Origin of the sequence: Nocardia sp. CA-135398, assembly GCF_050955845.1 — a bacterium.
Taxonomy (GTDB): Bacteria; Actinomycetota; Actinomycetes; order Mycobacteriales; family Mycobacteriaceae; genus Nocardia.
Genome location: NZ_CP192084.1, coordinates 8,664,274 through 8,687,529, shown reverse-complemented (window position 1 = coordinate 8,687,529; position 23,256 = coordinate 8,664,274). Strand labels below are relative to the sequence as shown.

Below are 23,256 nucleotides of genomic sequence, written 5' to 3'. Positions count from 1 at the left end.
GCAGTTTCCTCCCCGGAAGTAGGCGATAGGAGCAGACGGTCGGAGCCTGCGGAGTATCGGCCATGGCTGGGTCGATGTTGTGATTCCGCGTAACGTCCGTAACCGGTTCGGACGCTGCCCGGGTCCCCCATCCGGGCGGCGGCGTGGCACCGTCGGCCCTACGAATATGCCACTCCAGGGGTCTTTCCACACAATTATCCACAGATGTGGAGAACCCTGGGGAAATGTGAAACGAGGTTGCGCTCCGCGGCTATACGGCCTGGACCTGCGGTTCTGCAGCTATCTTCTGGCTACGTACCTTAGCGGGTGTGCGGGCCGACGCCTAGGGGTGTGGACGAACTCACGGTTATACCCAGGATGCGTGACTCCAGTTGAGCGGTTCCGCGTAGCCGCGCGATGGGTGGGCCGAGTTTGACCCGCACTTTGCCGATCAGTACCCTCGTACAGTCACCCCTTGGTGCGGTGGCGGTCCTGTGCTGACCGTGTCGGGTCGTATCGACCTCGTGCGCCAGGACCGACGCGCATCGATGATGACCACCTCGCGATTCATCGCGCAAAAGACGTATCACCAATAAGCTTTGGGCGCCGAACGGTGCCCACCTACTCGAGGAGTGTTGACCGTGGCCAAGGGCAAGCGGACGTTCCAGCCGAACAACCGTCGTCGGGCGCGGGTCCACGGCTTCCGTCTCCGGATGCGCACCCGCGCTGGGCGCGCCATTGTTTCCGCGCGTCGCGGCAAGGGCCGCAAGTCCCTCACTGCCTGATCCTCGCTCTCGGACGCTCGGGTGTTGCCTGAGCCGTATCGGTTGCATCATCGTGCCGACTTCTCCCGGACGGTGCGCCGCGGCCAGCGAATCGGGAGGCGAGATCTGGTCGTACACGCGCTCATGCACGGGTATGACGGAATCATGGGCGCGAGTGGACGACGAAGCGATGCGGCAGAGGCCGGATCGTTGGTCCGTGTGGGCGGTCCGCGGTTCGGATTGATTGTCAGCAAGGCGGTGGGCAACGCGGTGATACGACACCGCGTCGCCCGCCGCCTGCGTCATATGTGCGGTCAGGTGATTGCCGAGCTACCCGCCGATGCCGACATCGTGATCCGCGCATTGCCCGGCGCCGCGACCACCGACTCGACAGAGTTGCTCCGCCAGCTGCGTGGCGCGCTGCGCAAACTCGATATCGTCGACCCATCGGCTACCGTGGCCGGTGCGGGATGAGTGCGCGCTCCACCGTTGCTCGGCTACCCGCGAACACGGTGATTTTCCTGATCGAGCTCTACCGGACGTATGTCTCCCCCATGCGCCTGCCGGTATGCCGTTTCACCCCGACCTGTAGCGAGTACGCGGTGACCGCGTTACGCACCCGCGGCCTGTTCGTCGGCCTCGGATTGACGGTCGTGCGATTGGCGAAATGCGCACCCTGGCACCCTGGTGGGTGGGATCCCGTTCCGGAGCGAAAAACACGCGAACGGAACGAGTCAGCCGCCGACCAGCAGGCGTCGGCGCCACACGCTTGTAAAGGATCACCGCGCGCGGTGATCGGCGATACGAACGACGGGAGTGCATAGAGCCGTGCTCGACTTCATTTATTATCCGGTGTCCTGGATCCTCTGGTTCTGGCATCGGGTCTTCGGGTTCGCGTTCGGCGCGGACAACGGTCTCACCTGGGCACTGGCCGTGGTGTTCCTGGTGTTCACGCTGCGCCTGGTGCTCTACAAGCCGTTCGTCAAACAGGTGCGCACCACCAAGCAGATGCAGGAGCTGCAGCCCCAGATCAAGGAGCTGCAGAAGAAGTACAAGAACGATCGCCAGAAGATGGCGACCGAGATGCAGAAGCTGCAGAAGGATCACGGATTCAATCCGTTGATGGGCTGCTTGCCGATCCTGGCGCAGGTTCCGGTCTTCCTCGGTCTGTTCCATGTGCTGCGCTCGTTCAACCGCACCGGCACCGGCATCGGCCAGCTCGGCATGTCGGCCTACGACAATGCGCACACGCCGAACTACGTGTTCAGCGCCGCCGACGTCCAGTCGTTCTTGAGTGCGCGTATCTTCGGCGCTCCCATCTCCGCCTTCATCACCAGCCCGCCGAGCCAGCTGCAGGCGTTCGCCGATTACGGCGGTGTGCCGACCAAGCTGAGCATCGCACTGGTCTCCATTCCACTGATGGTGATCGCCGGTCTGGCGACGCACTTCAACGCGCGCGCCTCGGTTGCGCGGCAGAGTCCGGAGGCCGCGGCCAACCCGCAGTCGGCCATGATGAACAAGCTCGCGCTGTGGGTGTTCCCGCTCGGCGTGCTGGTCGGTGGCCCCTTCCTGCCGATCGCCATCCTGCTCTACTGGGTCTCCAATAACATCTGGACCTACGGACAGCAGCACCTCGTCTTCGGCCGCATGGCGAAGGAAGAGGAAGTCAAAAAGCAGCAAAAGCTGGAGCAGCGCGCGCAGAACGCGCCGAAGCCCGGTGCGAAGCCGGTCAGCGTCAAGAAGAAGCAGTCACCCGCCGATGCGACACCCGTCGATGCGAATGCCGATGCCGTGGACGCGGTCGACGCGGCACCGTCGACGAACGGCACCGCGAAGTCCCCGTCCAAGGCGGGACAGCGGCGTTCGGGCGGGCAGAAGCGACCGGGCAACCGTGGGCGACCCAACCAGAAGCGACGGCGCTGACACATCGCGCGCTTGCGGGATCTCTGAGCAACCCTGTTCGCGTTCTCCGATCGGCGCCAGTCGCCGGTCGCGCGCGATGAGCAGATGAAGGAAATCAAATGACTGTTGAAACCGACGGAGGGGACGCCACTGTGGCGACGACGACGATGGTGAACGGCGAAGCCGATGCGGGGACCGAATCCACCGACGCCGCGAACGATGCCGAAGAAGCTCTCATCGAAGAGGGGGAAATCGCGGGCGACTATCTCGAACAGTTGCTCGATGTGCTCGACTTCGACGGCGATATCGATCTCGATGTCGAGGGCGACCGCGCGGTCGTGAGCATCGATGGCGGCCGCGATCTCTCGAAGTTGGTCGGCCGCAACGGCGAAGTGCTCGACGCACTGCAGGAACTGACCCGCTTGGCCGTGCAGCAGGCGACGGGGGTGCGCAGTCGCCTCATGCTCGACGTGGCCGGTTGGCGTGCCAAGCGTCGCTCGGAGTTGAGTGCGCTCGGCACCGCCGCGGCGCAGCGGGTGCTGGAATCCGGTAAGCCGGAGCCGTTGGCGCCGATGACTCCGTTCGAGCGGAAGATCGTGCACGACGCGGTCGCCGCCGTCGACGGTGTCAGCAGCGAGAGTGAGGGCGTCGAACCGAATCGGCACGTTGTCGTGGTGCCTGCCTGAATCGCGCTCTGTGATTGGATTAGGGCCTCCGGTCTTCGGACCGGAGGCCCTAATCATGTCTTGGATGTGCTCCCCTCCCCCGGCCCCCATCGCCGCACTGATCGACTCGAGTTCGGAAGGATGTTTCACGTGGAACGAGATCTCGGTGGCATCACCGCGTTGCCGAATGAGCTGGAGCCCCCAGTCGCGGCCGCAGTGGTTTTCGGAGACCGGCTGGATCTCGCGCGTCGGTATTGTGCCGCCCTCGCCGCTGCTGGCGTCGAGCGCGGACTGATCGGGCCCCGCGAGGTGCCGAGGCTATGGGATCGGCACATCCTCAACTGTGCGGTGGTCGGTGAGTTGATCGGGGAGGGCGCCACCGTGGTCGATATCGGCAGCGGTGCCGGACTGCCCGGAATCCCATTGGCGATCGCGCGTCCGGATCTCCGGATTACCTTGGTCGAGCCGCTGTTGCGGCGAACCGTTTTTCTGAGCGAATTCATCGAGTCGGCCGGGCTCGATGTGACCGTGGTGCGCGGTCGGGCGGAGCAGTCGGGCGTGACGAAGGAAGCGGGCGGCGCCGATGTGGTGACCTCTCGCGCGGTCGCGCCGCTGGCGAAGTTGGCACAGTGGTCCGTCCCGCTGTTGCGCGATCATGGACGGATGCTCGCGCTCAAAGGAGTCAGCGCGGCCGAGGAACTCGAGCGTGACGGTGAGGCACTGGCGAAGGCGGGCGCGGGAAATGCGACGGTGCTGGAATGCGGTGCCGGGCTCGTCTCCACCCCCACTCTGGTGATCAGTGCCGAGCGCCTGCCGCGCGCTGAGCGCCCCTCGCGTCGGGCCGGTAGGTCGGCGCGGAAGTCGAAGTCGAAGTAGCCGTACTCGATTCGCGGCAATGTTTCATGTGAAACGGCGCCTCCGAGTGTCCACATCGCGGCAAGGTTTCCTGTGAACGGCGCGTCCGGGCGTCCACATTGCGGCAGGCTTCAGCGCGAAACTTCACGTGACGTTTTGAATCCGGTGCCATCGGATGGGGAAATCGTTGACCCCCATTGCGCGAGGCTAATTGGACGCGAGAGCGCCTGACGTGGAGACCCCGCGCCGCGGAGGCGTATTCGATGTTTCATGTGAAACAGAACTTCGGCGCCGGTCCGGGACTTCATGTTTCATGTGAAACAGCGAATCGGGCGCGTCAAACTTGTTCGCGGCGACGCGATTCGGTGCAGATTTGCGTGTCCTTTGTGCGATGCCGCGATTCAGCTTTCTTATCGCGCTGAGTGCTGGCAAGCTAGTGAGCGTCGGGCGTGAGCGTTGGTGCCACGGTGGATGTGGGTGTCGCAGCGGCGGGAGCTCCGCTCGGTCGATCGGGCGCCGCGGTCCCGATTGAGCATCAAGTTCGATCCGACACAGCTAGTGATGACACGGCGCCGAATTCGGTCGGGCGCATGTGATCTGAGGTTCTCGCGTTAGGAGCTGTCTATGTCGAGCGGTCCGGCGAATGTTTCACGGGAAACAACGTCGCGCGTGCCGGGGATGCTGGACTCCAGCACCTTCGACGCGGAGGCATTCGGAAGCACACCGTTCGGGCACATCTCCCCCAGTGAGACCCCGATAGCGGCCGAAGCCCAACGTGCAAGCCAGATATTGCATCCAGGAAAGGTGACAGTGCCGAAACCGCACGAGCAACGGATCATCACCATCGCCAATCAGAAGGGTGGCGTCGGGAAGACGACAACCGCCGTGAATCTTGCGGCCGCCTTGGCGCATACCGGGATGACGGTTCTCGTGATCGACCTCGATCCCCAGGGCAATGCCAGCACCGCCCTGGGCATCGAACATCACTCGGGCGTCCCGTCGAGTTATGAACTCCTCATCGGCGAGGTGTCGGTGAAGGATGCGATTCAGCAGAGCCCGCACAGTGAGCGTCTGCTGTGCATTCCGGCGACCATCGATCTGGCCGGTGCCGAGATCGAATTGGTTTCCATGGTGGCCAGGGAGGGGCGGCTCAAGGCCGCCATCCAGGAGGCCAATATCGCCGGGTACGACATCGATTACGTGATGATCGACTGCCCGCCGTCGCTCGGTCTGCTCACAGTCAACGCGCTCGTCGCGGCCAAGGAGGTGTTGATTCCGATCCAGTGCGAGTACTACGCGCTGGAGGGGGTCGGACAGCTGCTCCGCAATATCGGCCTGGTGCAGGCGCACCTGAATCCCGAACTACATGTCTCGACGGTGATCCTCACGATGTACGACGGCCGAACCAAACTGGCCGACCAGGTCGCCGAGGAGGTGCGTGGGCACTTCGGCGATGTGGTGCTGAAGTCGGTCATCCCCCGCAGTGTGAAGGTCTCCGAGGCGCCGGGCTATGGCATGACGGTTCTCGATTATGATCCAGGCTCCCGGGGTGCGATGAGTTATCTGGACGCCGGTCGCGAAATGGCCGCGCGCACGGTGATTCGACCGGGTGCGGCAGAGCGCGCGCAATGACGAACGAGGAAAGGGTCGGTAGCCGATGACTCAGGCGAAGAAGGGCGGGCTAGGCCGCGGACTTGCCGCGTTGATTCCGACGGGGCCGGCGGCCACACCGGGACTCGGTGCCACACCTGGACTCGGCAGTGCCGCAGCCAATGTCGTCATCGGCGTCGATCCGATCGGACCGCAACCGGCTTCCGCCTTCCTGCATCGGGTTCCCGACCCCAGCGATGAGCAGCTGTCGGATGGCGGTGCGACCTATCGCGAGATTCCGCCGGAGCAGATCGAGCCGAATCCGAAGCAGCCGCGCCACGTCTTCGAGGAAGAGGCGCTCGCCGAACTGGTGCACTCCATCAAGGAATTCGGCCTGATGCAGCCCATCGTGGTGCGTCGGCTCGAGCCCGGGGTGGACAAGTATCAGATCGTCATGGGTGAGCGCCGTTGGCGCGCTTGCCAGGAGGCCGGGCTCGCGGCGATCCCCGCCATTGTCCGCGAGACCGCGGACGACGCGATGCTGCGAGACGCCCTCTTGGAGAACATCCACCGGGTGCAGCTGAACCCGCTCGAAGAGGCGGCGGCCTATCAGCAACTGCTCGAGGAATTCGAGGTCACCCATGAGGAATTGGCCGCCCGAATCGGTCGATCCCGGCCGGTGGTGACGAATATGATTCGCCTGTTGAAACTGCCGATCCCGGTGCAGCGTCGGGTCGCGGCTGGTGTTCTGTCCGCCGGACACGCTCGCGCGCTGCTCGGTCTCGAGGCAGGCGCCGACGCCCAAGAGGTACTCGCCGCCCGCATCGTTGCCGAGGGATTGTCGGTCCGGGCCACCGAGGAAGCCGTCACCCTGGCGAACCGGGATCCGGATACGGCCGCTCCCCCTGCCGCCCGGCGCAAGCCGATTCATATGCCGGGTTTGCAGGATGTGGCCGAGCGGCTGTCGGAGTCCTTCGACACTCGCGTCACCGTGAGCCTCGGCAAGCGGAAGGGCAAGATCGTCGTCGAATTCGGTTCGGTCGAAGACCTCGAACGCATCGTAGGCATGATGGAGCAGCAGCAGCTCGGCACGTGACAGAAATGGCAGAAATAGCCATGTGTTTCCGGTAGGCGGGTGTTCGGCGTCGAAACGTCACTGTGACGGCGCGGAAAATCGGCCTACGGAGGGGCTCCTTACAACAGCACAGCGGCGTGAGCGACGGGCCCGGACGCGGTAGCTTGCGTAACCGCGTAGGGCACCGGGAACGCCGCAAATCAAACACTGCGACGTGGAATGAGGCGGGTTCGCTTTGATCGCATATTCTTGCTGGCGAGTGAATGCAGCGTGAGTGTGGATGAATCGGATAGCTGGAGGCTGAGCAGAGCGGTGTCGACCAGCGTCACAGCACTAACCCTCGGCGGACTCGACAGGTTACCCGCGCATGCGCGGCGCTGCGTGTTCTGGGAGATCGACCCGGCCGTGGCCGCGACCTCCCGTGAGTTCAGCGATCCGGTCTTCGAGAAGGAGGCCTGGCTCTCTACGGTCATGCTGGAGTGGGGTTCGTGCGGTCAGGTCGCGAACGTAGACGGCAACATCGCGGGGTGTGCGCTGTATTCGCCACCCAGCGCGGTACCGCGTGCCGGTCTCTTCCCGACGTCGCCGGTCAGCCCGGATGCGGTCCTGCTGACCACGCTGCGGGCCGAATTCCCGTATCAGGGTGCCGATATAGCCCATCGCCTCATGACGGCCGTGGTGGCCGATCTGGTGCGCCGCGGTGTGCGTGCGTTGGAGGCCTTCGGCATTCGCACCGATCCCCCGTCGACCGCCATGTCGGATCGCACGCTCGGCTCTATGCGCCTGATGGAGCGGATCGGGTCACCGGTCCGGGATGCGGCCTCGGCCGGTAAGGCGACCGAATGTTCGCCGGAGACCTGCATGATCGAGGCCGACTTCCTGGAGGACGTCGGTTTCGAAGTGGTGGCGCCGCACCATCGTTTTCCCCGGCTGCGTTTGGAGCTCGACTCCGATCACGGCTGGAAGGAAGATGTGGAGCGCGCGCTCGATCAGCTGCTCGCCGCCGCCTCCCTGACGGTCCCCTTCCGCGTCGGAGCACCCTGAGGCTCCGCATAAACAAACGGTGCGCCCCTGCTGACGGGCTTCGTCGGCAGGGGCGCACTGGTATCGGAAGTATTTGGATTATTTGTAATGTATTGAGCCAGAAGGTAATTCGCTACATCCGGTCGGCGGCGGCCAATTCCTCCGCTAGCAATTCGGCGAAAGTGTATGTACCCGTTGGCTGATCGTCCTGGCCGAGCAGATAAAGCCGCTTCACCGAGATGAGGATGGCCTCGGCGATCACATCGCGCATCCGCGGGTTGGTAAGTACCGACGCATCGTATTCGTTTGTTAGATAACCGATATCGACCTGGACCGTCGGCATCTTGGTGAGTCGCAATAGATCCCAGGTGCGCGCGTGAGTTCGGCAGTCCTGCAACGAGGTTCGGGCGACCACCTCACGCTGGATGAATCCGGCGAGCACCTGGCCTATCATCGAGACCGAACCGTGCGAGTTACCGAAGTGGAAGCTCGCGACGCCGTTGGCGGACGGGCTCGGATTGATCGCGCAGCGCAGCGAGATCATCAGATCGGCGTCGAAGGCATTGGAGGTATCCGCGCGCTCGGCATCGGTCGGATTGGCCCCCCACGGCCGCGACAGGAAGGTTTCCATGCCGGTGGCGGCCATTCGGCCCTCCAGCCTGCTGGCCAGATCCCAGAGGATCTCCGACTCATAGACGTCGCCATATTCGGTTGGCACCGCGAAGCCCTTATCCGGGCCGCCGAGACCGGGATCGATGACGATCCGCTTGCCGGTGAGCTGCGGCCCGGCCCGGTGCACGACCTCTTCCTCGGCGATCCGATGCGGATTGCCGCCGGTGACGCGCGCCCCGAGCAGTTCGAGTGAGCGCAGCGTATCCGGACCGCAGATGCCGTCCGCCGCCAAGCCGATCTCCCGCTGGAATGCGGTGAGCGCCTCATGGGTGTGCGGGCCGAAGTAACCGTCGACGCGGTGCACATAGAAACCGAGGTCCTGTAGCCGGCGCTGCAGGGTTGCCACATCGTCGCCGTAGAGCGGCGCGGAGAGCTGGTAGATCAATGTGCGGGCACCCAGGCGATAGGAGGCTTCCTTGAGCGCGCGGTAGGTAGCCGGTCCGACGACGCCGTCGACCAGCAGGCCACGATGCTGTTGGAAGGCGCGAACCGCCGAGTCGAGCTGGCGATCGAAGGAAGCATCGGTGTCCATCCAGTACTCTCGCGCATCAGTGTGATCTGTTGCGGCGGAGTGCGTATGCAGGAAACCGAGACTTGCCAGGGTGCTCCGAACCTCGGCGACGGCTGGACCGGTATCGCCGTGTCGAAGTCGGTGCATGCGTGAGAGCCCTTTCCTTCCGTCAACCCGGGTACCCACTCATGCGATGGCTCACACCGTCGCACGACCGGAGGTCGGTCGATTGTCTCAGACCCGGACCGGAATACAGCAATTCCCGGCGTCCAGGCATCCTACGGCGCGTCGTCGATCGACGGCGTTGTTTGACGAATACGTCAGATGATGCCGTCGAGTTCACGCAGCAGGGCGGCTTTGCCCTTCGCACCGACGATCTGCTTGACCGGCTTGCCACCGGAGAACAGCATCATAGTTGGCAGCGAGAGGATCTGATAATCGCGGGCGACGCCCGGATTGGCATCCACATCCACCTTGGCCACGGTCAGCTTATCCGCGTGCGTGCCCGCGATCTCCTCCAGCACCGGGGCGACCATCTTGCACGGACCGCACCAGTCGGCCCAGAAGTCGACGAGCACCGGCTTCTCGCTGAGCAGCACATCGTCGGCGAAGGACGCATCGGTCACGGTGACCGTGTTTTCGGACATGGGTATCTCCTTGTAGTGCAAAAGTGATGAGATCAGTTGGCGGGCACGGCAACCGAGTTGCCCGCGTGATCCAGGGTGTTCGAGGTGATGTCGCCCTGTTCGGCCAGCCAGCGCTCGGCGTCGATCGCGGCGCGGCAGCCGGTGCCCGCGGCGGTGATGGCCTGGCGGTAGGTGTGGTCGACCAGATCGCCCGCGGCGAAGACACCGGGCACCTTTGTCGCGGTGGTGGGGTGCAGCACCTGCACGTAGCCCTCGTCGTCCAGCTCCACCTGATCCTTGACCAGCTCGCTGCGCGGATCGTGACCGATCGCCACGAACAGACCGGTCGCGGCCAGCTCGGAGGTCTCGCCGGTGCGGGTATCGCGCAGGGTCAGGCTGGTCACGCTCGTATCGCCGTTGACGGCGGCGACCTCGGCATTGAGAACGAACTTGATCTTCTCGTTGGCCTTGGCGCGTTCCAGCATGATGCGTGAGGCGCGGAATTCCTCGCGGCGGTGCACGATGGTGACGCTGCTGGCGAACTTGGTGAGGAAGGTGGCCTCCTCCATCGCGGAGTCGCCGCCGCCGACCACGACGATGTCCTGGCCCTTGAAGAAGAAGCCGTCACAGGTGGCGCAGGCGCTGACACCGCGGCCGAGCAGCTTCTGCTCGCCTGGCACGTTCAGATAGCGCGCAGCGGAGCCCATGGCGAGGATTACGGCATAGGCCTGGTAGGTCTCATCACCGACGGTGACCGTCTTGATCGGACCGCTCACGTCGATCGCGTCGACATCCTCGGTACGAATATCCGCGCCGAACCGTTTGGCCTGTTCGCGCATCTCCTCCATGAGATCCGGGCCCATGATGCCCGCGCGGAAGCCGGGGAAGTTTTCGACCTCGGTGGTGGTCATCAGTGCGCCACCGAACTGGGTGCCCTCGAACAGCAGGGGCTGGAGTTCGGCCCGGGCTGCGTAGACGGCGGCGGTGTAGCCGGCAGGTCCGGAGCCGACGATGATCAAGTCGCGAACTGCGTTGCTCATGCCTCCGCCTCGCTGACGCTCGGCTCCACCATGACCAACGAGTTGGCTGTATTGATTGTTCGCTCGCTCACGGGTGACCCTTCCGAGGGAGATTCGTTAGACGTGTCGGTCAACAACAGGGTAAACGGTGTTGTTCCCGAGGTGATGTGGGACAACCGCACGACGTGACGTCGCCCACTGTCTAACCGATATCGGTGCGGGCCAACTCTTGCGGATCGTCGGTGTCGCAACCGATTCCGACGACCAGTGCGGTGATCTTGTGCGGGCGCGGGCCGGTGAGCAGGATCAGCACGGCGTCCCTGCCCTGGAAGGTGGTGTCGGTCGAGCCGAGCACAGTGCGATCCAGGCCATTGGCGTGGACGCAGCGATTCAGGGCCGCTGGAGTGCCGAGTGCACCGCTGACGTCATTGCGACCGAGGGCGCTGAGCGCGACGGTGGCGTCGAGTTCGTCACCGAGTTGGACATTGTTGGTGGCGGGTTGGGCGCTCGGGGCGACCTCGTGCCCGCGTACCGCGTCGACCACGACCGCGACGCAGGCCAGCACCGCGATCACGGCGGCCGCGGCGGCGAGCCAGCGCAGATTGCGGGTGCGGCGTCGCGTCAGCGGGATCGGAGCTTCGAAGTTCGCCTGCCCGGAATCCGTTGCGGCATCGGCGGATTCGGACCACACCGTAGTCGCCGATTCCGGCCATGGGGTGGCCGGTGGCAGCCGGTGCACGGTTGCGACCCGCTCGGTGGGCTCCTGCGCCGCATCGAGGCCTTCGACGAACTCCTCCAGCCGGGCCGCGATTTCGGCGGGCATGGCGTGGATGACGCGCTCGTCTCGACCGAGCGCGCGCAATTCGGCGCTGACGTCATCGAGCGAGTTCAGAAACCGCAGGGCATCCGGATCGTTGCGGACCATCGGCCACAGCTGCTCGCTCAGCTCCGGCGCCACATTGTCGGCGTGTAGATCGGCGAGCAGTTCGGGCGAGAACGGAGGCTGCGGAACGGGTCGGGTCGCCATCGCACCTCCGGGTTCTCGAGTAGATGCCCGCCCGCACGGCGCGGGCACTGCCTGTCCATCGTCTGGTTGTCCGTCAGTATTAATGACGCATCTCGGCTACTTCCGGTTCCCCGGATCACGCAGAAATTCCAAACGTTCTTGGAGCCGAAGCCGTCCCCGCGCGCATCGGCTCTTGATGGTGCCCTCCGGAACGCCGAGCAGCGCCGCTGTCTCCGCGACACTACGCCCCTCGAGTTCCACCGCGACAAGCGCCGCCCGCTGTTCCTCCGGCAGCGTGAACAGGGCGCGGTCGATGACGAGGGACATCTCGAGTTCGGCGATATCGTCGCGAGTGTCCTTGGGTTCGGGCATGGTCTCCGGCGACAGCGATACCGCGCGGCGGATCTTATTGCGCCGGATCCGGTCCAGGCAGGCGTTCACCACGATGGCGTGCAGCCAGCTGCGCACCTCGGCCTCGGCCCGGAAGCCGGCGGCGGTGCGGTGTGCCGAGAGCAGGGCGTCCTGCAGCGAATCCGCCGCGTCCTCACGGGTGTAGGAGGTGCGCATGGCGGTCTGCCAGAGGTGGTCGTGGTGGCGGCGCAGCAGTTCGGCGAACGCATGCCGCTGTCCACGGACATGGGCTTGCAGCAATTCGACGTCGGTGAGCTCGTCGGGAACGAACGAACGCTCGCGGAACGCAACAGGCCGCGACTTCCCTCCGTGGGAGTCCTCGTTCAGTTCGGACGGCAAAACCAACCCCTTGGACAGCTCTCACGGCGATGACGGACACGTGACCGCCATCGAAATTTCGCAGCATCCAGGATCGAATAACCAGAACCCGGGGAGCTCCCCCTGCTGTGAGAGCGCGGCTAGATCATATCGTCAGTAAAGAATTGGCAGCAACCAGACCACTCAGGGCTGAATCAGTGCGGTATGCCCGGGGAATCGACACCGGCGGGCGGGATGCGAGAACATTCGCAAGAACATCGGTAACTCGTCGAGCAAGCCCAAAAGTCAACGGGCACTTCACATAGGACCTGAATGCGGCCCCAGCTGCACTTACTGATACGGCCGGAAAACTCGGAGCGTGGTCATGCCGCGGCGTCGAAGCGGATTTCGGCGATCGAAGTCTGGAACTGGCCACCGGAATTGCCGAGTCCGGTGATCCATACCAGTACATAGCGGGCCGCCTGATCGCCGCGGACCGGGATTTCGGTGATGCCGTTCTCTAGTCGTGCCGAACCGATCAATTGGGTCTGGTCCAGCGTCGGCGAGGCCGTCGGCGAGGTGCGGATCTCGACCGAAGTACCCGAACTCGGCGATTCGATCGAGACGCTCGTCAGCTTGGCCGGACTCGGCAGGGTGGCCAGCAGCCCGACGCCCTTCTTGAGCGCCGGGAACTGCTGGAAGTACTGATCGGTGCGCCAGACGGTGCCCGGATCGTGATCGAGCACCGCACCGGTACCGCTGACATTGTCCGGCGTGCCCTCCGGGGAGAAGACCGACACACTCGTCACCGGAACCGGCACCCCGCCTGCGGCCGTCCCGGTCGTACCGCCGGAGGTCGGCGCGGGCGCGGGTGAGCTATTCGTGGTGAGGCCGATATTGCGCTGCTCGTTCAGCGGTGCGTCCGAGGCGGTCGGTGCGAAGACGCTGACCATCCACCAGATGATGATGCCGACCACCAGTGCGGCCAGGATGCCGAGACCGACCATGATCCACATCATCCGCTGCGAGCGTTCCCGTTCCGCCGCAAGCAATTCCGGATCGGCGAGCGATTCCTCGGCGCCGCTCGGCGGACGCTGACCGAGGCGCAGCACCGGGATGAAATCGGTCTTCTGATCGACCACCGAGGCCTGTTCGAGCACATGCTGCACGGTCGCCGCGGTGCGCACACCCTTATTCGATTCCAGCGAACGGACCGCGACCGCCGAGATCTCGAACGGCACTTCGGGCCGGATCTGCCGTGGTTCCACAGGGGTGCCGTCGGAACCGAAATCGGCCAGTCGCAACCCGCCGACCGTCGCGGCGGTACCGGTCATGCCACCGGCGCGGATCGGCCAGCGCGCGGTGATCAGCGCGTAGAGCATCGCTCCGAGGCCGCGCACGTCGGATTGCGCGTCGGAATCGGACAGCGTGCCAGGGAAGGCGAGTACCGCGTCACCGGTGGCGCTGATCCGGACCCGGTCCGGATGGTCGATGGACAGTGAGCCACCACCGCGATGCGCCAGTTCGGCCGCCGAGGCCAGTGCCCGAATGGCACGGGCGGCACCGATGGGCGAGGGCACCGTCTCCGCCATTTCGCGCAGCGACCGGCCCGGCGTCCATTCGGCCACCACGATGCCGCCGGAGCTGCCGCGCACCACATCCAGCACGCGGGCCAGGCCCGGTGAGTTGATCCGGCCCAAGCGCAGCGTGCGCGACAAAATGGCCTGCGGACCGTCGTGACCGGAGTTGTCGGTGGCCTTCTGATCGGCGTCGACGAAGGTGAGCGCGACCTCGCGGTCGAGCTTGATATCGAGCGCCTGCCAGAACTTGAGTCCGCGGGATCCGCCGTGACTCGCGAGCAGCCGGTAGCGGCCGCCCGCTACCGAAGCGCCCGGAATCAGCTTGGGGCCGCGCGGCGTTCTTCGACCGGCCTCGTCGATCGGCGGTAGCTGCGGCGGGATCGGAATCATCCCGGTGTCGTACATCGGATCGCGCTGCGGAGCCTCCCGCGGTTGCTCACCGGCTCCGGGCGCCGAATCATGCTCTGGCGGACCAGTATCGGCACCCTGATTCGCGTATGCGGGATCGGAGGCCTCCCCGGCGGGCGAAACATCTGTGGAGAGCCCGCCTGCCTTGGTCGTAGCAGATTCGGCGGCTGGGACGCCGCCCAGCGCCGCGTCGTCGCTCACCTTCGTTCCTCCTTCGCCCTGATATGTCGAAGTTCCGGCGAACTCGCCACTTGTGCTTCTCTGCCGAACAGGGTACGGGAACTCACCCATACCGGTGCTGTCAACGGTATGAGCTCGGATCACGGGTAGCACCATGGTTTGGGCATCCATGTACGGGTCGAAACCAGGGTATGCCACATACGGCTCGGGCCGCCGGAACACCTGTGTCGCGTACTCGTCCTCGACCGGGCCGTCGAGATCGAGATCGGGGGCGGGCGGGGTGAAGCCGAGGCGCCGGGAGATCGCGACGGTGATCGCGACGATCTCCGGAATACCGGCCAAGCGCATCAGCCCGAAGGCGACCGCGAACATCACGATGGCCGAGATGATCACCCGGATCAGCGAGCCGGGTCCGCCGGAGAGCCGGTCGAGTCCGAGCACCTTGTCCACGATGAGCATGACCGCGCCGCCCGCGATCGAGGACAGCAGGACGCGACTCACCGTGCGTCCGACATTGACCATGCGCAGATCGCCGAGGCTCTGGTGCAGCAGATAGCCGCCGATGATGGCTCCGGCCAGGAAGCCGAGTCCGGTCGCGACACCGAGGATGATCACGACCTGATCGCTGCTGCTGGCCAGCACCGGCGCCAGCGCCGAGAACAGGATCTTGATCGTGGTGATGCCGAGGATGATCCAGGTGGGCGTCCATGCCTGTTCCCTGGCGTAGAACACGCGCAGATGGATCAGCACCAGGGAATACGGAATCAGTGCGAAGGCCGACCAGCTCACCGCCTCGCCGAGGCGTGCGGCGTCGCCGGAGAACCGCGCGTAGCCGAACAGCGCCTCGCCGACCTGCGGTCCGGCCAGCGTCAGGAAGGTGACCACCGGAACCAGGGCGATCATCGTCAAGCGGGTGGCGACGGACAGATCGTCCACGACGGCGGGGGTGTCATCGGCGGCCGCGTTGCGACTCAGCCGCGGCATGATCGCGGTGAGCAGCGTGACACCGAGCACGCCGTATGGCAGCTGCAGCAGCAGCCAGGCATTGGTGTAGATCGCCGGGCCCGCCTCGTCGGCCGCCGAGGCGATGTGGTTCGAGACGATCAGACCGATCTGGCTGATCACCACGTACAGGATGATCGCCGACCCCATCTTGCCGAACTGCTTGAGTCGCGCGTCGATGCCCCACAGCGGCCGTAGATCGATCTGGTTGCGCTTGATCGCGGGCAGCAGGCTCAGCGCCTGGGTGGCCACACCGAGGGTGATGCCGCCGCCGAGTACCAGCAGTTTCGGGTCGCTCATCCGGACCGGATCCAGCGTGATCTCGCCCGGTGTCAGGGCATAGAGACCGAGCACGACCAGCACGACGAGGTTGTTAAGCACCGGCGCCCATGCCCCGGGTTTGAAGTTCTGGCGGGTATTGAGGATCGCCGTGAACAGCGCCGACATGCCGTAGAACAAGATGGCGGGCACCAATAGATAGGTCAGCGCCGTGGTCAGTTCGGTATTGACCTTGCCGTCCGAGGAGACGAAGACCCTGGTCGCCAGCACCGGCGTCGCCGCCGCGGCGAACAGTGTGGCCGCGGCGAGCACCGCGAAGGCCGCGGTCACCAGCCTGCGGACGAATGCGACACCGCCGTCGTCGTCCTCTTGTTCGGCGCGCACCAGCGTCGGCACCACCATCGCGGTCAAGACCGCGCCGAGGACGAGCTCGGTGATCATATTGGGGATCAGATTCGCCGAGGTGTAGGCACTCGCGACGGCCGGGCCGAGCGCGGTCAGCAGCAGCAGCTGTTTGCCGAAACCGGTGACGCGGCTGATCAGGGTGGCGATCGCGATCGATCCGGAGTCGCGCAGCAGGCGCGAACTCGCGTTCTGTTTGGTATCGGTGGCGACCGAGCCCGAGGCGGGTGCGGCGGGCCATTCCTGGGTCCGCGGTTTCGCCGCTTCCTGGGGAGCGGGCTGCCGCCGTTCGACGGGTTGCTGCTCTACCGGCCGCTGGCGTTCGATCGGAGGCTGCCGCATCGCCGGGGGCTGTGGCGGCGGTGTCTGATAGCTCGGCCGCGGCGGCTGATAGTTCGGCGGCGGCGCGAAACGCTGGGGCGGCACCCGAGGCGGTGCGCCCGGCGGTCCGGGCATCGGTTGACCGGGCGGCATGGGTTGACCGGGCGGCATCGGACGTGGCCGAGCCGGACCGGGCTGTTGCGGCGGTGCCGGGTATTGCCGCTGGCCCGGATGCGACTGCTGACCCGGATGCGGCCGGGGTTCGGGATATTGCTGCGGTTCCGGATATTGCGGAGGACGGGGTACCGGTCGCTGCTGTGGTCGGGGTTGCCTGGGCAATGCGCCGGACGGCGGCGCCATCGGTCCGGTCGGTGGCTGCGAGACCCGCGGTGTCGGGCGGGGCGGCGGCACCGGACGCTGCGGCTGGCCAGGACGACTCACCTGCGGTACGCGCGGTGAGTCGCCGAAACGCTCGTCGCGAGTCATCTCCGCGTCCTCCGGTTCCGCCGGTGGCTGCGCCAGTTGCCGTTCCCAGGGTGCCGAGGGCGCCCGGCGGACCTGGGGTCCGTCGGGCCGATCAACAGGTGGTTGCCGATGAGCGGATAGATCATCGTCGCTCATCGTGCCTCCTGCGCCATGCCAGCCCCCGCCGCCGGGCCGATGACGCCCAGGCTGTTACGCGATTGTCCTCCACGATGCCACGAGTGGGGGCGGGGACGGCGCCGATCAGCGGCAACCGGCGGCCGACAGGTCGGTCGAGTGAGCACAGCGACGACAGCCGAGCACGAGCGAGGTGTCCTCGTCCTCATCCCGCCTCCTGCTGCTCCCGCTGCCGTAGTACGCGCATGCGCGCTCGTCGATACCTATTCACCCGGCGTCGGGTGCCGGGATCGAAACCCTCGTCGGCCGGATCCGGCTGTCCGCGGAACCGACGCCACAACCGACGCCCGGCCAACAGGAACAGCAGTATTCCGGCACACGCCGTAATTATTGCCAACGTCTGACCGTAAGCGTTCGAACGCACCGAGACCGAGGTGGGATTGCCGAGTGGGATGCCGTCGGACGTGGTAAGGGAGATCGGAATGACCAGGTTACGGCTGTCGGTGACCTCGGTCGGGATCTGGAATGACCGGCTTCCGGTGGGTGGCAGCGTTTCCTCGCCCGGATCGGTGATCTTCGTCTCGGTCGGCGCCTCGATCCGGAACCGGACCCGGATGGCGACCGGCAGATCGTTGCGTGCGACCAATAGCAATGGGCTCTGTTCGGAGGCCAAGGTGTACACCCCGCCGGGCGGCAGCACGGTGACCGAACCGTAGAGCCGGTCCAGTGTGCGTGTCGTCTGGTCGAGTCGGCGCTGGGCATAGGTGTCCGGCTGTGCGGAATCGCCGGAGCGCCGGTCCGAGAGTGTCAGTACGCGCAGCAGACCGTCGCGCAGCGGAGTCAGATATTGGTTCGGCGTCGGCTCCGCCTCGGGCATCTCGACCAGCGAGCGCATGAGATCGGTGATCCGGCGCGCCTGTTCGCGGACCGGGAGCACGAAGCGGTCCGCGACCGCGTCATGGGCGGCCTGCGGCAGATAGTCGGGTTCGTAGGGCTGCGCGTCCGGCGATTCGGCGACCAGCTCGGCGAGCGTGCGCGGGGTCGCCAGGTTATCGCGCAGCAGCAGGTCGACCTGCTTCAGAATCGCGGTGGCCTCTTCCCGGTTCGCGCTCCACTGCTGCGGCGGCACCAGCAGCAGTGAGCGCGGGCGGCTCGGGTCCGGGTTCAGCGCGGACCAGGTGATGGCGCCGAGCGCGTCCTGCAGGCGGGCCATCCGGGAGTCGTTGGTGACGTCGTAGCGGACGCGTGCCGGGGTGAACGACGGGGTCGGCGGGTTGGAGCCGACGGCGGCGAGGGCGGTCGCGGACCAGATATCGAAGGTCGCCGCGTGCAATGCCGGATCGGCGGGTGGGGTCTGGGCGCCGGAGGGCGCCGCGCTCGTCGTGGGGGCGGATGTGCCCGTGGCGGATGTGGTCGGTGTCGCGCTGGCCGGTGGTTCCGGTGTCGGTTCCGGCGTGACGGGCACCGGGGCGATCTCGGCGAGCCGGACCACATCCGGCGTGCTCGTCTCCGGTACCGGCTGAGTCGAGGTGGTCTGGTTGGCGGTGCTCTGATTGCCGCCGCGTCCGGTGGTGATCGGCTGCGAATCCGTCGAGGTACCGGCGGTGCCGAGTGGTACGGCGGCGGTATCGGCCACTACGGCGGTCCCGAAACCGTGGCCGCGCAACAACATTCCCGCGCTCTCATCGATGCTGCCGGAATCCGGCACGCTCACCCCGCGCACCGATTTGGTGGCCAGGATCGAATCGACGATATCGGCGGGTTCGTTCAGCGCGCGCGTGGACAGCTCGGGATCGTTGACCGCGGCCAGCGCGGTGACGTCGACCTGCGCGAACGGCAGCGCGACCGTGCAGGTGGATGTGGCGACCGCGCGCAACCGGTCCAGCCAGGTCTGGGCCTGATCGGCGCCGGTACCGGCCCTGGTCGCTCCGTCCGGATCGGAAGGGCTGGCAAGTACGCGATACCCCTTGGTCATCAGCTGGGCGGTGATCAGCAGATCGGGATCGATCGCGACGCAGACCGCCGAGGTCAGCGTGCGATCGCGCGTGGCCGGATTGGTGCCGAGCACCGATTCCAAGGCCCCGAGTAGCTGGTCCAGCCGTCCGCCCTTGCCCAGCGACGCTGCCAGTTCGTCGTCGGTGAGCTCGGCCTTTCCATTGAGCGGACCGGTGACACCGGCGACCAGTCGCGGACGGTCGGCCAGCGGCCACAGCAGTGTCGTCGCCACCGGGGTATCGGGCGTGGCGGGTACCGGCGAGCTGATGTCGACCGCGGGCGGCACGCCGAGCACCGGCAGCAAGAACCGTGCGTCGTCGAGGCGGGCCTGGGTGCCGTAGGCCGGTTCACCATTGACATTCAGCAGCAGCGGGTAGACGCCGGGCTTGGTGATATCGAGTGCGGGCGTACCGCCGCCGGTGCGCAGCGCGATGCTGATCGTGAACTGTTTGCGCTGGCCGGGACTCAACCGATCGACGATATCTTCGAAGGGACCGGTCACGTCGTAATTGACCTGGTCCAGGCGCAGCGTCGAGCGCAGCGCGCTCGGTGCCGAGACCGCGGCGGCGCGCTGGATGCGGACGCTGATGTCCTGCACCACCCGATCGCCGATATTGGTGACGGTGCCCGCGACCGTCAGCGTCGGATCGCTGGTGGTGGTCACCGCGGACGGATTCACCGAATCCAGGGTCAGCTTCAGGAATTTCGGTGACGACGAACTATTCGGCGTCGTCGGCTGGGCGGCGGCGGGCTGGGCGAGCAATACCGGAACCGCCGGTGCCGAGCCGAGAATGGTCAGGATCGCCGCGATGATCCGGAACAGGCCCCGTCGCCCGACGACCACCCCCCACGGAATCGCTGCGCGATGCCGGAAAGTCTGGGTCATCTCTTGCCGGTCTCCATCCGGTCGATCATCCGGTTAGCCACTTCCGCGAGGCGCCGTTCATCGGCGTAGGCGAGCCGAGAATCCAATTCGCTCAACGGAACCCACGCCACCTGCGTGACCTCGACGTCGGCATCGGAAAGCTCACCACCGATGGAGCGCAGCAGATAATGATGCACGGTCTTGTGTACCCGACGACCCTCGGTGACGAACCAGTAATCGATGCTGCCGAGTTCGGCGACCACTATCCCATTGATGCCGGTCTCCTCGGCGACTTCCCGGATCGCGGTCTGCTCGGGCGTCTCCCCCTCTTCGATATGTCCCTTGGGCAGCGACCACAGCAGTCTGCCACGCCGATCGGTCCGCCCGATCAGCGCCGCACTGCGTTTATCGCTCGGCCCGTCCAACCCGTCGACGACGAGTCCACCCGCCGAAGTTTCCCGTACCGTGCGCATGCGAGGTTTCGCCGCGTTGGCGGCCGAACCGCGGCGCCGGGGCTGGCGGCGTCGACTGTTCGCGCGATCGGCCGGAGACACCACGCAATCCTACTGTGCTGAATTGCCGCGCCTCCGGCGCGGCGTGTTGGCGGCACCCGGATGTCTCGCGTCCGAGCCGTCGAGACTCGCGACTTCGTCGCATGCGCTTCGACGACTCGGACGCGAGACGGGCCGCGAACGGTCGCTCGTAAGACTCGCTCCGTCGGGGTTGCGTTGGGAGCCGAGGTCGCGACCTGAGTGTTTGTATCCGAGAGTGGTGCTGGATGTTCGAATTCGGACTGGATTGCGGCACCTCCACCCCCACCGCATGCGCTTGGCCTTATATATCTGCGTGCGCTGCGCGGGTTGCGCTGGAATATCGGTTGTGCGGGCTCGGTAAGCTGCTGCTTCGTGGTTTCGCCCAAGTCCGAGGATGCAGCGTTGGATCGACGTACCCGATTGCTGGCCGCGGCCGCGGTCACGCTGGGACGGTTGTCCGATGTGTTGACGCCGCTGGGCGAGTTGTTCGCCGCCCGGGGATATGAGCTGTACCTGGTCGGGGGCAGTGTGCGCGATGCGGTGCTCGGACGGTTGGGGACGGATCTGGATTTCACCACCGATGCCAGGCCCGAGCAGGTGCAGGAGTTGTTGCGCGGGTGGGCCGATCACCTGTGGGATACCGGCGGGCTGGCATTCGGCACGGTGAGTGCGTCGAAGGGCGATCAGCAGCTGGAGATCACCACCTTCCGCAGCGACACCTACGACCGGGTCTCGCGCAATCCCGAGGTCACCTTCGGTGATTCGCTCGAGGGTGATCTGGTGCGACGCGATTTCACGGTCAATGCGATGGCGGTGAAGATCGGTGCCGATGGGTCGCTGGAATTCGTCGATCCGCTCGGCGGGATGGACGCGCTGCTCGCCGGAATGCTGGATACGCCTGCGGCGCCGGAGGATTCGTTCAACGACGATCCGCTGCGCATGCTGCGGGCCGCGCGGTTCGTCGCGCAGCTCGGCTTCGAACTACAGCCGCGGGTGCGCGCCGCCATCGTCGCGATGGCGGGTGAGATCGAGCGGATCACCGCCGAGCGGGTGCGCACCGAACTGGATAAGCTCATCGCCGCCGCGCACCCGATCGACGGCATCAATGTCATGTGCGAGACCGGCTTGGCGCAGCTGGTGCTGCCCGAGGTGCCCGCGATGAAGCTGGAGATCGACGAGCACCACCAGCACAAGGATGTCTACTGGCATTCGCTGACCGTGTTGCAGCAGGCCATCGACCTGGAGGACGGCGATCCGGATCTGGTGCTGCGCTGGGCGGCGCTGCTGCACGACATCGGCAAGCCCGATACCAAGCGCAATGAACCGGGCGGCGGGGTCAGCTTCCATCACCATGAGGTGGTCGGCGCGAAGATGGTGCGCAAGCGGATGCGTGCGCTCAAATACCCCAAGCAGTTCACCGAGGATGTGGCGCGACTGGTGTTCCTGCACTTGCGTTTTCACGGCTACGGCAAGGGGCAGTGGACCGATTCGGCGGTGCGCCGCTACGTCACCGATGCCGCTGACCTGCTGCCTCGGCTGCACAAACTGGTCCGTGCCGACTGCACCACGCGCAATAAGCGTCGCGCCGCCGCACTGCGCGCCACCTATGACGAGCTGGAGACGCGCATCGCCAGACTGCAGGAGCAGGAGGATCTGGCTCGGGTGCGTCCGGACCTGGACGGCAACGCGATCATGGAACTGCTCGGCATTCCTGCCGGTCCCGAGGTCGGCAAGGCCTGGCGATACCTGAAGGAATTGCGCCTGGATCGCGGACCGCTCACCAGGGATGAGGCCGAGGCCGCACTGCTGGAATGGTGGAAAGCCCAGGTCTGAACGCCGAATTCGCCGCTTCGATCAGAAGATGATCAGGGTGCTGCCCGCCACGATGGCCGAGCGGATCTGTGCCAGATCGAACGATCCGGTGATTCCCGGCAGCTCCACACGGAACCGGACCAGATCGCCCTCGCGGGTGGCGTGCACGATGCGCGCGTCATTCGGTAGCTGATCCAGCAGGATCGCCGGTGCGGTCAGCAGCTTCCGCGGGATCCGGATGCCCAGCCAGTTCGCCCGGTGGATCTCGACGGTCAGCAGGTTGTCGCGCACCTGCGCCTCTACAAGCGCGCTGATCGGGCGCCTTCGATGCTTCGCCCGGATCAGTCCGCTCGCGTCGACGTCGAGTTTCCAATCGAGCTGCTGGGTATCGAGCCAGCGCACCAGCGCCGCGATGGTGACGGTCCCGTTCAGATCCAGCTGTTGCACCCGCGCCTTCGTCGGCACGCCGGGCACCAGCCGGACGCCGTGCGCGATCACGGTGACCTGTTCGATCGGGTGATCGTCCCAGCGCAGCCGGGACAGCACGGTCTTGGTCTGGAAATGCGCGCCACGCCTGCGCACCTTGAGCACCTGCAGGGTCGCGTGCATATCGTGGCCGAGCAGGGTGGCACTGACCTCTTGGCCGCCGAAACGGCTGAGAATACCCTCGCTGAGCACGGTCATCAGCACGTCCGGCATGAGTGCGGTGACGGTGCCCGCGCCGAAGTCGGCCAATGGGTCCACCCAGGCGGTGGTGTAGGCGAGCCATTGTTCGAGCAGCGATTGATCGAAGAGGCGCTTACCCATGTCGACGGCCCGCATCGGTGACCATGACGTCGGATCGAAGTACGTGGCCATGATTGATCCGAGCGTACTTGGCGTCG

Annotated in this window: 20 protein-coding genes; 11 read left to right on the top strand and 9 right to left on the bottom strand. The window is 65.7% G+C overall.

Annotated elements, in window-relative coordinates; translation table 11 throughout:
• The first annotated feature begins 620 nt into the window (after positions 1-620).
• From rpmH to ACQP1T_RS38585, 9 genes are all read left to right on the top strand, one after another.
• Entirely contained in the window at positions 621-764 is a 144-nt protein-coding gene (rpmH, locus tag ACQP1T_RS38625; RefSeq protein ID WP_083898281.1) for a 50S ribosomal protein L34, read from the top strand.
• 21 nt (positions 765-785) lie between these two features.
• Positions 786-1,217, top strand: a complete 432-nt coding sequence (rnpA, locus tag ACQP1T_RS38620) for a ribonuclease P protein component (RefSeq protein WP_433757882.1) — start codon at positions 786-788, stop codon at positions 1,215-1,217.
• Positions 1,214-1,567 (top strand): membrane protein insertion efficiency factor YidD, encoded by a 354-nt coding sequence (gene yidD, locus ACQP1T_RS38615; RefSeq protein ID WP_084483836.1) that lies wholly within the window; start codon positions 1,214-1,216, stop codon positions 1,565-1,567. The genes rnpA and yidD overlap by 4 nt, the downstream gene beginning before the upstream one ends.
• Positions 1,568-1,571: 4 nt before the next feature.
• Positions 1,572-2,666, top strand: a complete 1,095-nt coding sequence (gene yidC / locus ACQP1T_RS38610) for a membrane protein insertase YidC (RefSeq protein WP_433757881.1) — start codon at positions 1,572-1,574, stop codon at positions 2,664-2,666.
• 146 nt (positions 2,667-2,812) lie between these two features.
• Positions 2,813-3,331: a protein jag gene (locus ACQP1T_RS38605; protein ID WP_433762544.1), complete on the top strand. Its 519-nt coding sequence runs from the start codon at positions 2,813-2,815 to the stop codon at positions 3,329-3,331.
• A 120-nt stretch (positions 3,332-3,451) separates the two neighbouring features.
• On the top strand, positions 3,452-4,186 hold the full coding sequence (gene rsmG, locus ACQP1T_RS38600; RefSeq protein ID WP_433757880.1) for a 16S rRNA (guanine(527)-N(7))-methyltransferase RsmG: 735 nt from the start codon (positions 3,452-3,454) through the stop codon (positions 4,184-4,186).
• Positions 4,187-4,843: 657 nt separating this feature from the next.
• Positions 4,844-5,797 carry a ParA family protein gene (locus ACQP1T_RS38595; RefSeq protein WP_371856367.1) on the top strand — a complete coding sequence of 318 codons (954 nt, stop codon included), beginning with the start codon at positions 4,844-4,846 and terminating at the stop codon, positions 5,795-5,797.
• A gap of 25 nt (positions 5,798-5,822) precedes the next feature.
• A complete protein-coding gene (locus tag ACQP1T_RS38590; protein WP_433757879.1) occupies positions 5,823-6,851 on the top strand; it encodes a ParB/RepB/Spo0J family partition protein in 1,029 nt (342 codons plus the stop codon).
• Between the two features lie 291 nt (positions 6,852-7,142).
• Positions 7,143-7,874 (top strand): GNAT family N-acetyltransferase, encoded by a 732-nt coding sequence (locus tag ACQP1T_RS38585; RefSeq protein ID WP_433757878.1) that lies wholly within the window; start codon positions 7,143-7,145, stop codon positions 7,872-7,874.
• Positions 7,875-7,986: 112 nt separating this feature from the next.
• On the opposite strand, the gene ACQP1T_RS38580 is transcribed toward ACQP1T_RS38585, so the two are convergent.
• The 3 genes from ACQP1T_RS38580 to trxB form a co-directional block, all read right to left on the bottom strand.
• Positions 7,987-9,183 (bottom strand): N-acetylmuramoyl-L-alanine amidase, encoded by a 1,197-nt coding sequence (locus tag ACQP1T_RS38580; RefSeq protein ID WP_433757877.1) that lies wholly within the window; start codon positions 9,181-9,183, stop codon positions 7,987-7,989.
• A gap of 173 nt (positions 9,184-9,356) precedes the next feature.
• A complete protein-coding gene (gene trxA / locus ACQP1T_RS38575; RefSeq protein ID WP_062981517.1) occupies positions 9,357-9,683 on the bottom strand; it encodes a thioredoxin in 327 nt (108 codons plus the stop codon).
• A 32-nt stretch (positions 9,684-9,715) separates the two neighbouring features.
• On the bottom strand, positions 9,716-10,702 hold the full coding sequence (gene trxB, locus ACQP1T_RS38570) for a thioredoxin-disulfide reductase (protein ID WP_433757876.1): 987 nt from the start codon (positions 10,700-10,702) through the stop codon (positions 9,716-9,718).
• Positions 10,703-10,732: 30 nt separating this feature from the next.
• On the opposite strand from trxB, the gene ACQP1T_RS38565 reads away from it, so the two are divergent.
• A complete protein-coding gene (locus ACQP1T_RS38565) occupies positions 10,733-10,870 on the top strand; it encodes a hypothetical protein (RefSeq protein WP_433757875.1) in 138 nt (45 codons plus the stop codon).
• A gap of 13 nt (positions 10,871-10,883) precedes the next feature.
• Here the strand turns inward: ACQP1T_RS38565 and ACQP1T_RS38560 are convergent, their stop codons facing one another.
• From ACQP1T_RS38560 to ACQP1T_RS38540, 5 genes are all read right to left on the bottom strand, one after another.
• The gene (locus ACQP1T_RS38560) at positions 10,884-11,708 is read right to left on the bottom strand and encodes a hypothetical protein (protein ID WP_433757874.1); all 825 of its coding nucleotides are present in this window, start codon (positions 11,706-11,708) and stop codon (positions 10,884-10,886) included.
• Positions 11,709-11,804: 96 nt separating this feature from the next.
• Positions 11,805-12,338, bottom strand: a complete 534-nt coding sequence (gene sigM / locus ACQP1T_RS38555) for an RNA polymerase sigma factor SigM (RefSeq protein WP_433762543.1) — start codon at positions 12,336-12,338, stop codon at positions 11,805-11,807.
• Between the two features lie 440 nt (positions 12,339-12,778).
• Entirely contained in the window at positions 12,779-16,588 is a 3,810-nt protein-coding gene (locus ACQP1T_RS38550) for a murein biosynthesis integral membrane protein MurJ (RefSeq protein WP_433762542.1), read from the bottom strand.
• A gap of 784 nt (positions 16,589-17,372) precedes the next feature.
• The gene (locus ACQP1T_RS38545) at positions 17,373-20,048 is read right to left on the bottom strand and encodes a DUF6049 family protein (protein WP_433757873.1); all 2,676 of its coding nucleotides are present in this window, start codon (positions 20,046-20,048) and stop codon (positions 17,373-17,375) included.
• On the bottom strand, positions 20,045-20,581 hold the full coding sequence (locus tag ACQP1T_RS38540) for an NUDIX hydrolase (protein WP_062981726.1): 537 nt from the start codon (positions 20,579-20,581) through the stop codon (positions 20,045-20,047). The genes ACQP1T_RS38545 and ACQP1T_RS38540 overlap by 4 nt, the downstream gene beginning before the upstream one ends.
• A 381-nt stretch (positions 20,582-20,962) precedes the next feature.
• On the opposite strand from ACQP1T_RS38540, the gene ACQP1T_RS38535 reads away from it, so the two are divergent.
• The gene (locus tag ACQP1T_RS38535) at positions 20,963-22,393 is read left to right on the top strand and encodes a CCA tRNA nucleotidyltransferase (RefSeq protein ID WP_433757872.1); all 1,431 of its coding nucleotides are present in this window, start codon (positions 20,963-20,965) and stop codon (positions 22,391-22,393) included.
• A 21-nt stretch (positions 22,394-22,414) separates the two neighbouring features.
• Here ACQP1T_RS38535 and ACQP1T_RS38530 read toward each other — a convergent pair whose 3' ends face one another.
• The gene (locus ACQP1T_RS38530) at positions 22,415-23,230 is read right to left on the bottom strand and encodes a hypothetical protein (RefSeq protein ID WP_433757871.1); all 816 of its coding nucleotides are present in this window, start codon (positions 23,228-23,230) and stop codon (positions 22,415-22,417) included.
• Between the last annotated feature and the right edge of the window lie 26 nt (positions 23,231-23,256).

Excerpts from the sequence above, each read along its gene's own strand:
- yidD (WP_084483836.1), top strand. The coding sequence starts at position 1,214 with ATGAGTGCGCGCTCCACCGTTGCTCGGCTACCCGCGAACACGGTGATT.
- ACQP1T_RS38605 (WP_433762544.1), top strand. The coding sequence starts at position 2,813 with ATGGTGAACGGCGAAGCCGATGCGGGGACCGAATCCACCGACGCCGCG.
- rsmG (WP_433757880.1), top strand. The coding sequence starts at position 3,452 with ATGTTTCACGTGGAACGAGATCTCGGTGGCATCACCGCGTTGCCGAAT.
- ACQP1T_RS38595 (WP_371856367.1), top strand. The coding sequence starts at position 4,844 with ATGCTGGACTCCAGCACCTTCGACGCGGAGGCATTCGGAAGCACACCG.
- ACQP1T_RS38590 (WP_433757879.1), top strand. The coding sequence starts at position 5,823 with ATGACTCAGGCGAAGAAGGGCGGGCTAGGCCGCGGACTTGCCGCGTTG.
- ACQP1T_RS38580 (WP_433757877.1), bottom strand. The coding sequence starts at position 9,183 with ATGCACCGACTTCGACACGGCGATACCGGTCCAGCCGTCGCCGAGGTT.
- trxA (WP_062981517.1), bottom strand. The coding sequence starts at position 9,683 with ATGTCCGAAAACACGGTCACCGTGACCGATGCGTCCTTCGCCGACGAT.
- trxB (WP_433757876.1), bottom strand. The coding sequence starts at position 10,702 with ATGAGCAACGCAGTTCGCGACTTGATCATCGTCGGCTCCGGACCTGCC.
- ACQP1T_RS38565 (WP_433757875.1), top strand. The coding sequence starts at position 10,733 with ATGACCAACGAGTTGGCTGTATTGATTGTTCGCTCGCTCACGGGTGAC.
- ACQP1T_RS38560 (WP_433757874.1), bottom strand. The coding sequence starts at position 11,708 with ATGGCGACCCGACCCGTTCCGCAGCCTCCGTTCTCGCCCGAACTGCTC.
- ACQP1T_RS38550 (WP_433762542.1), bottom strand. The coding sequence starts at position 16,588 with ATGCGGCAGCCTCCGATCGAACGCCAGCGGCCGGTAGAGCAGCAACCC.
- ACQP1T_RS38545 (WP_433757873.1), bottom strand. The coding sequence starts at position 20,048 with ATGACCCAGACTTTCCGGCATCGCGCAGCGATTCCGTGGGGGGTGGTC.
- ACQP1T_RS38530 (WP_433757871.1), bottom strand. The coding sequence starts at position 23,230 with ATGGCCACGTACTTCGATCCGACGTCATGGTCACCGATGCGGGCCGTC.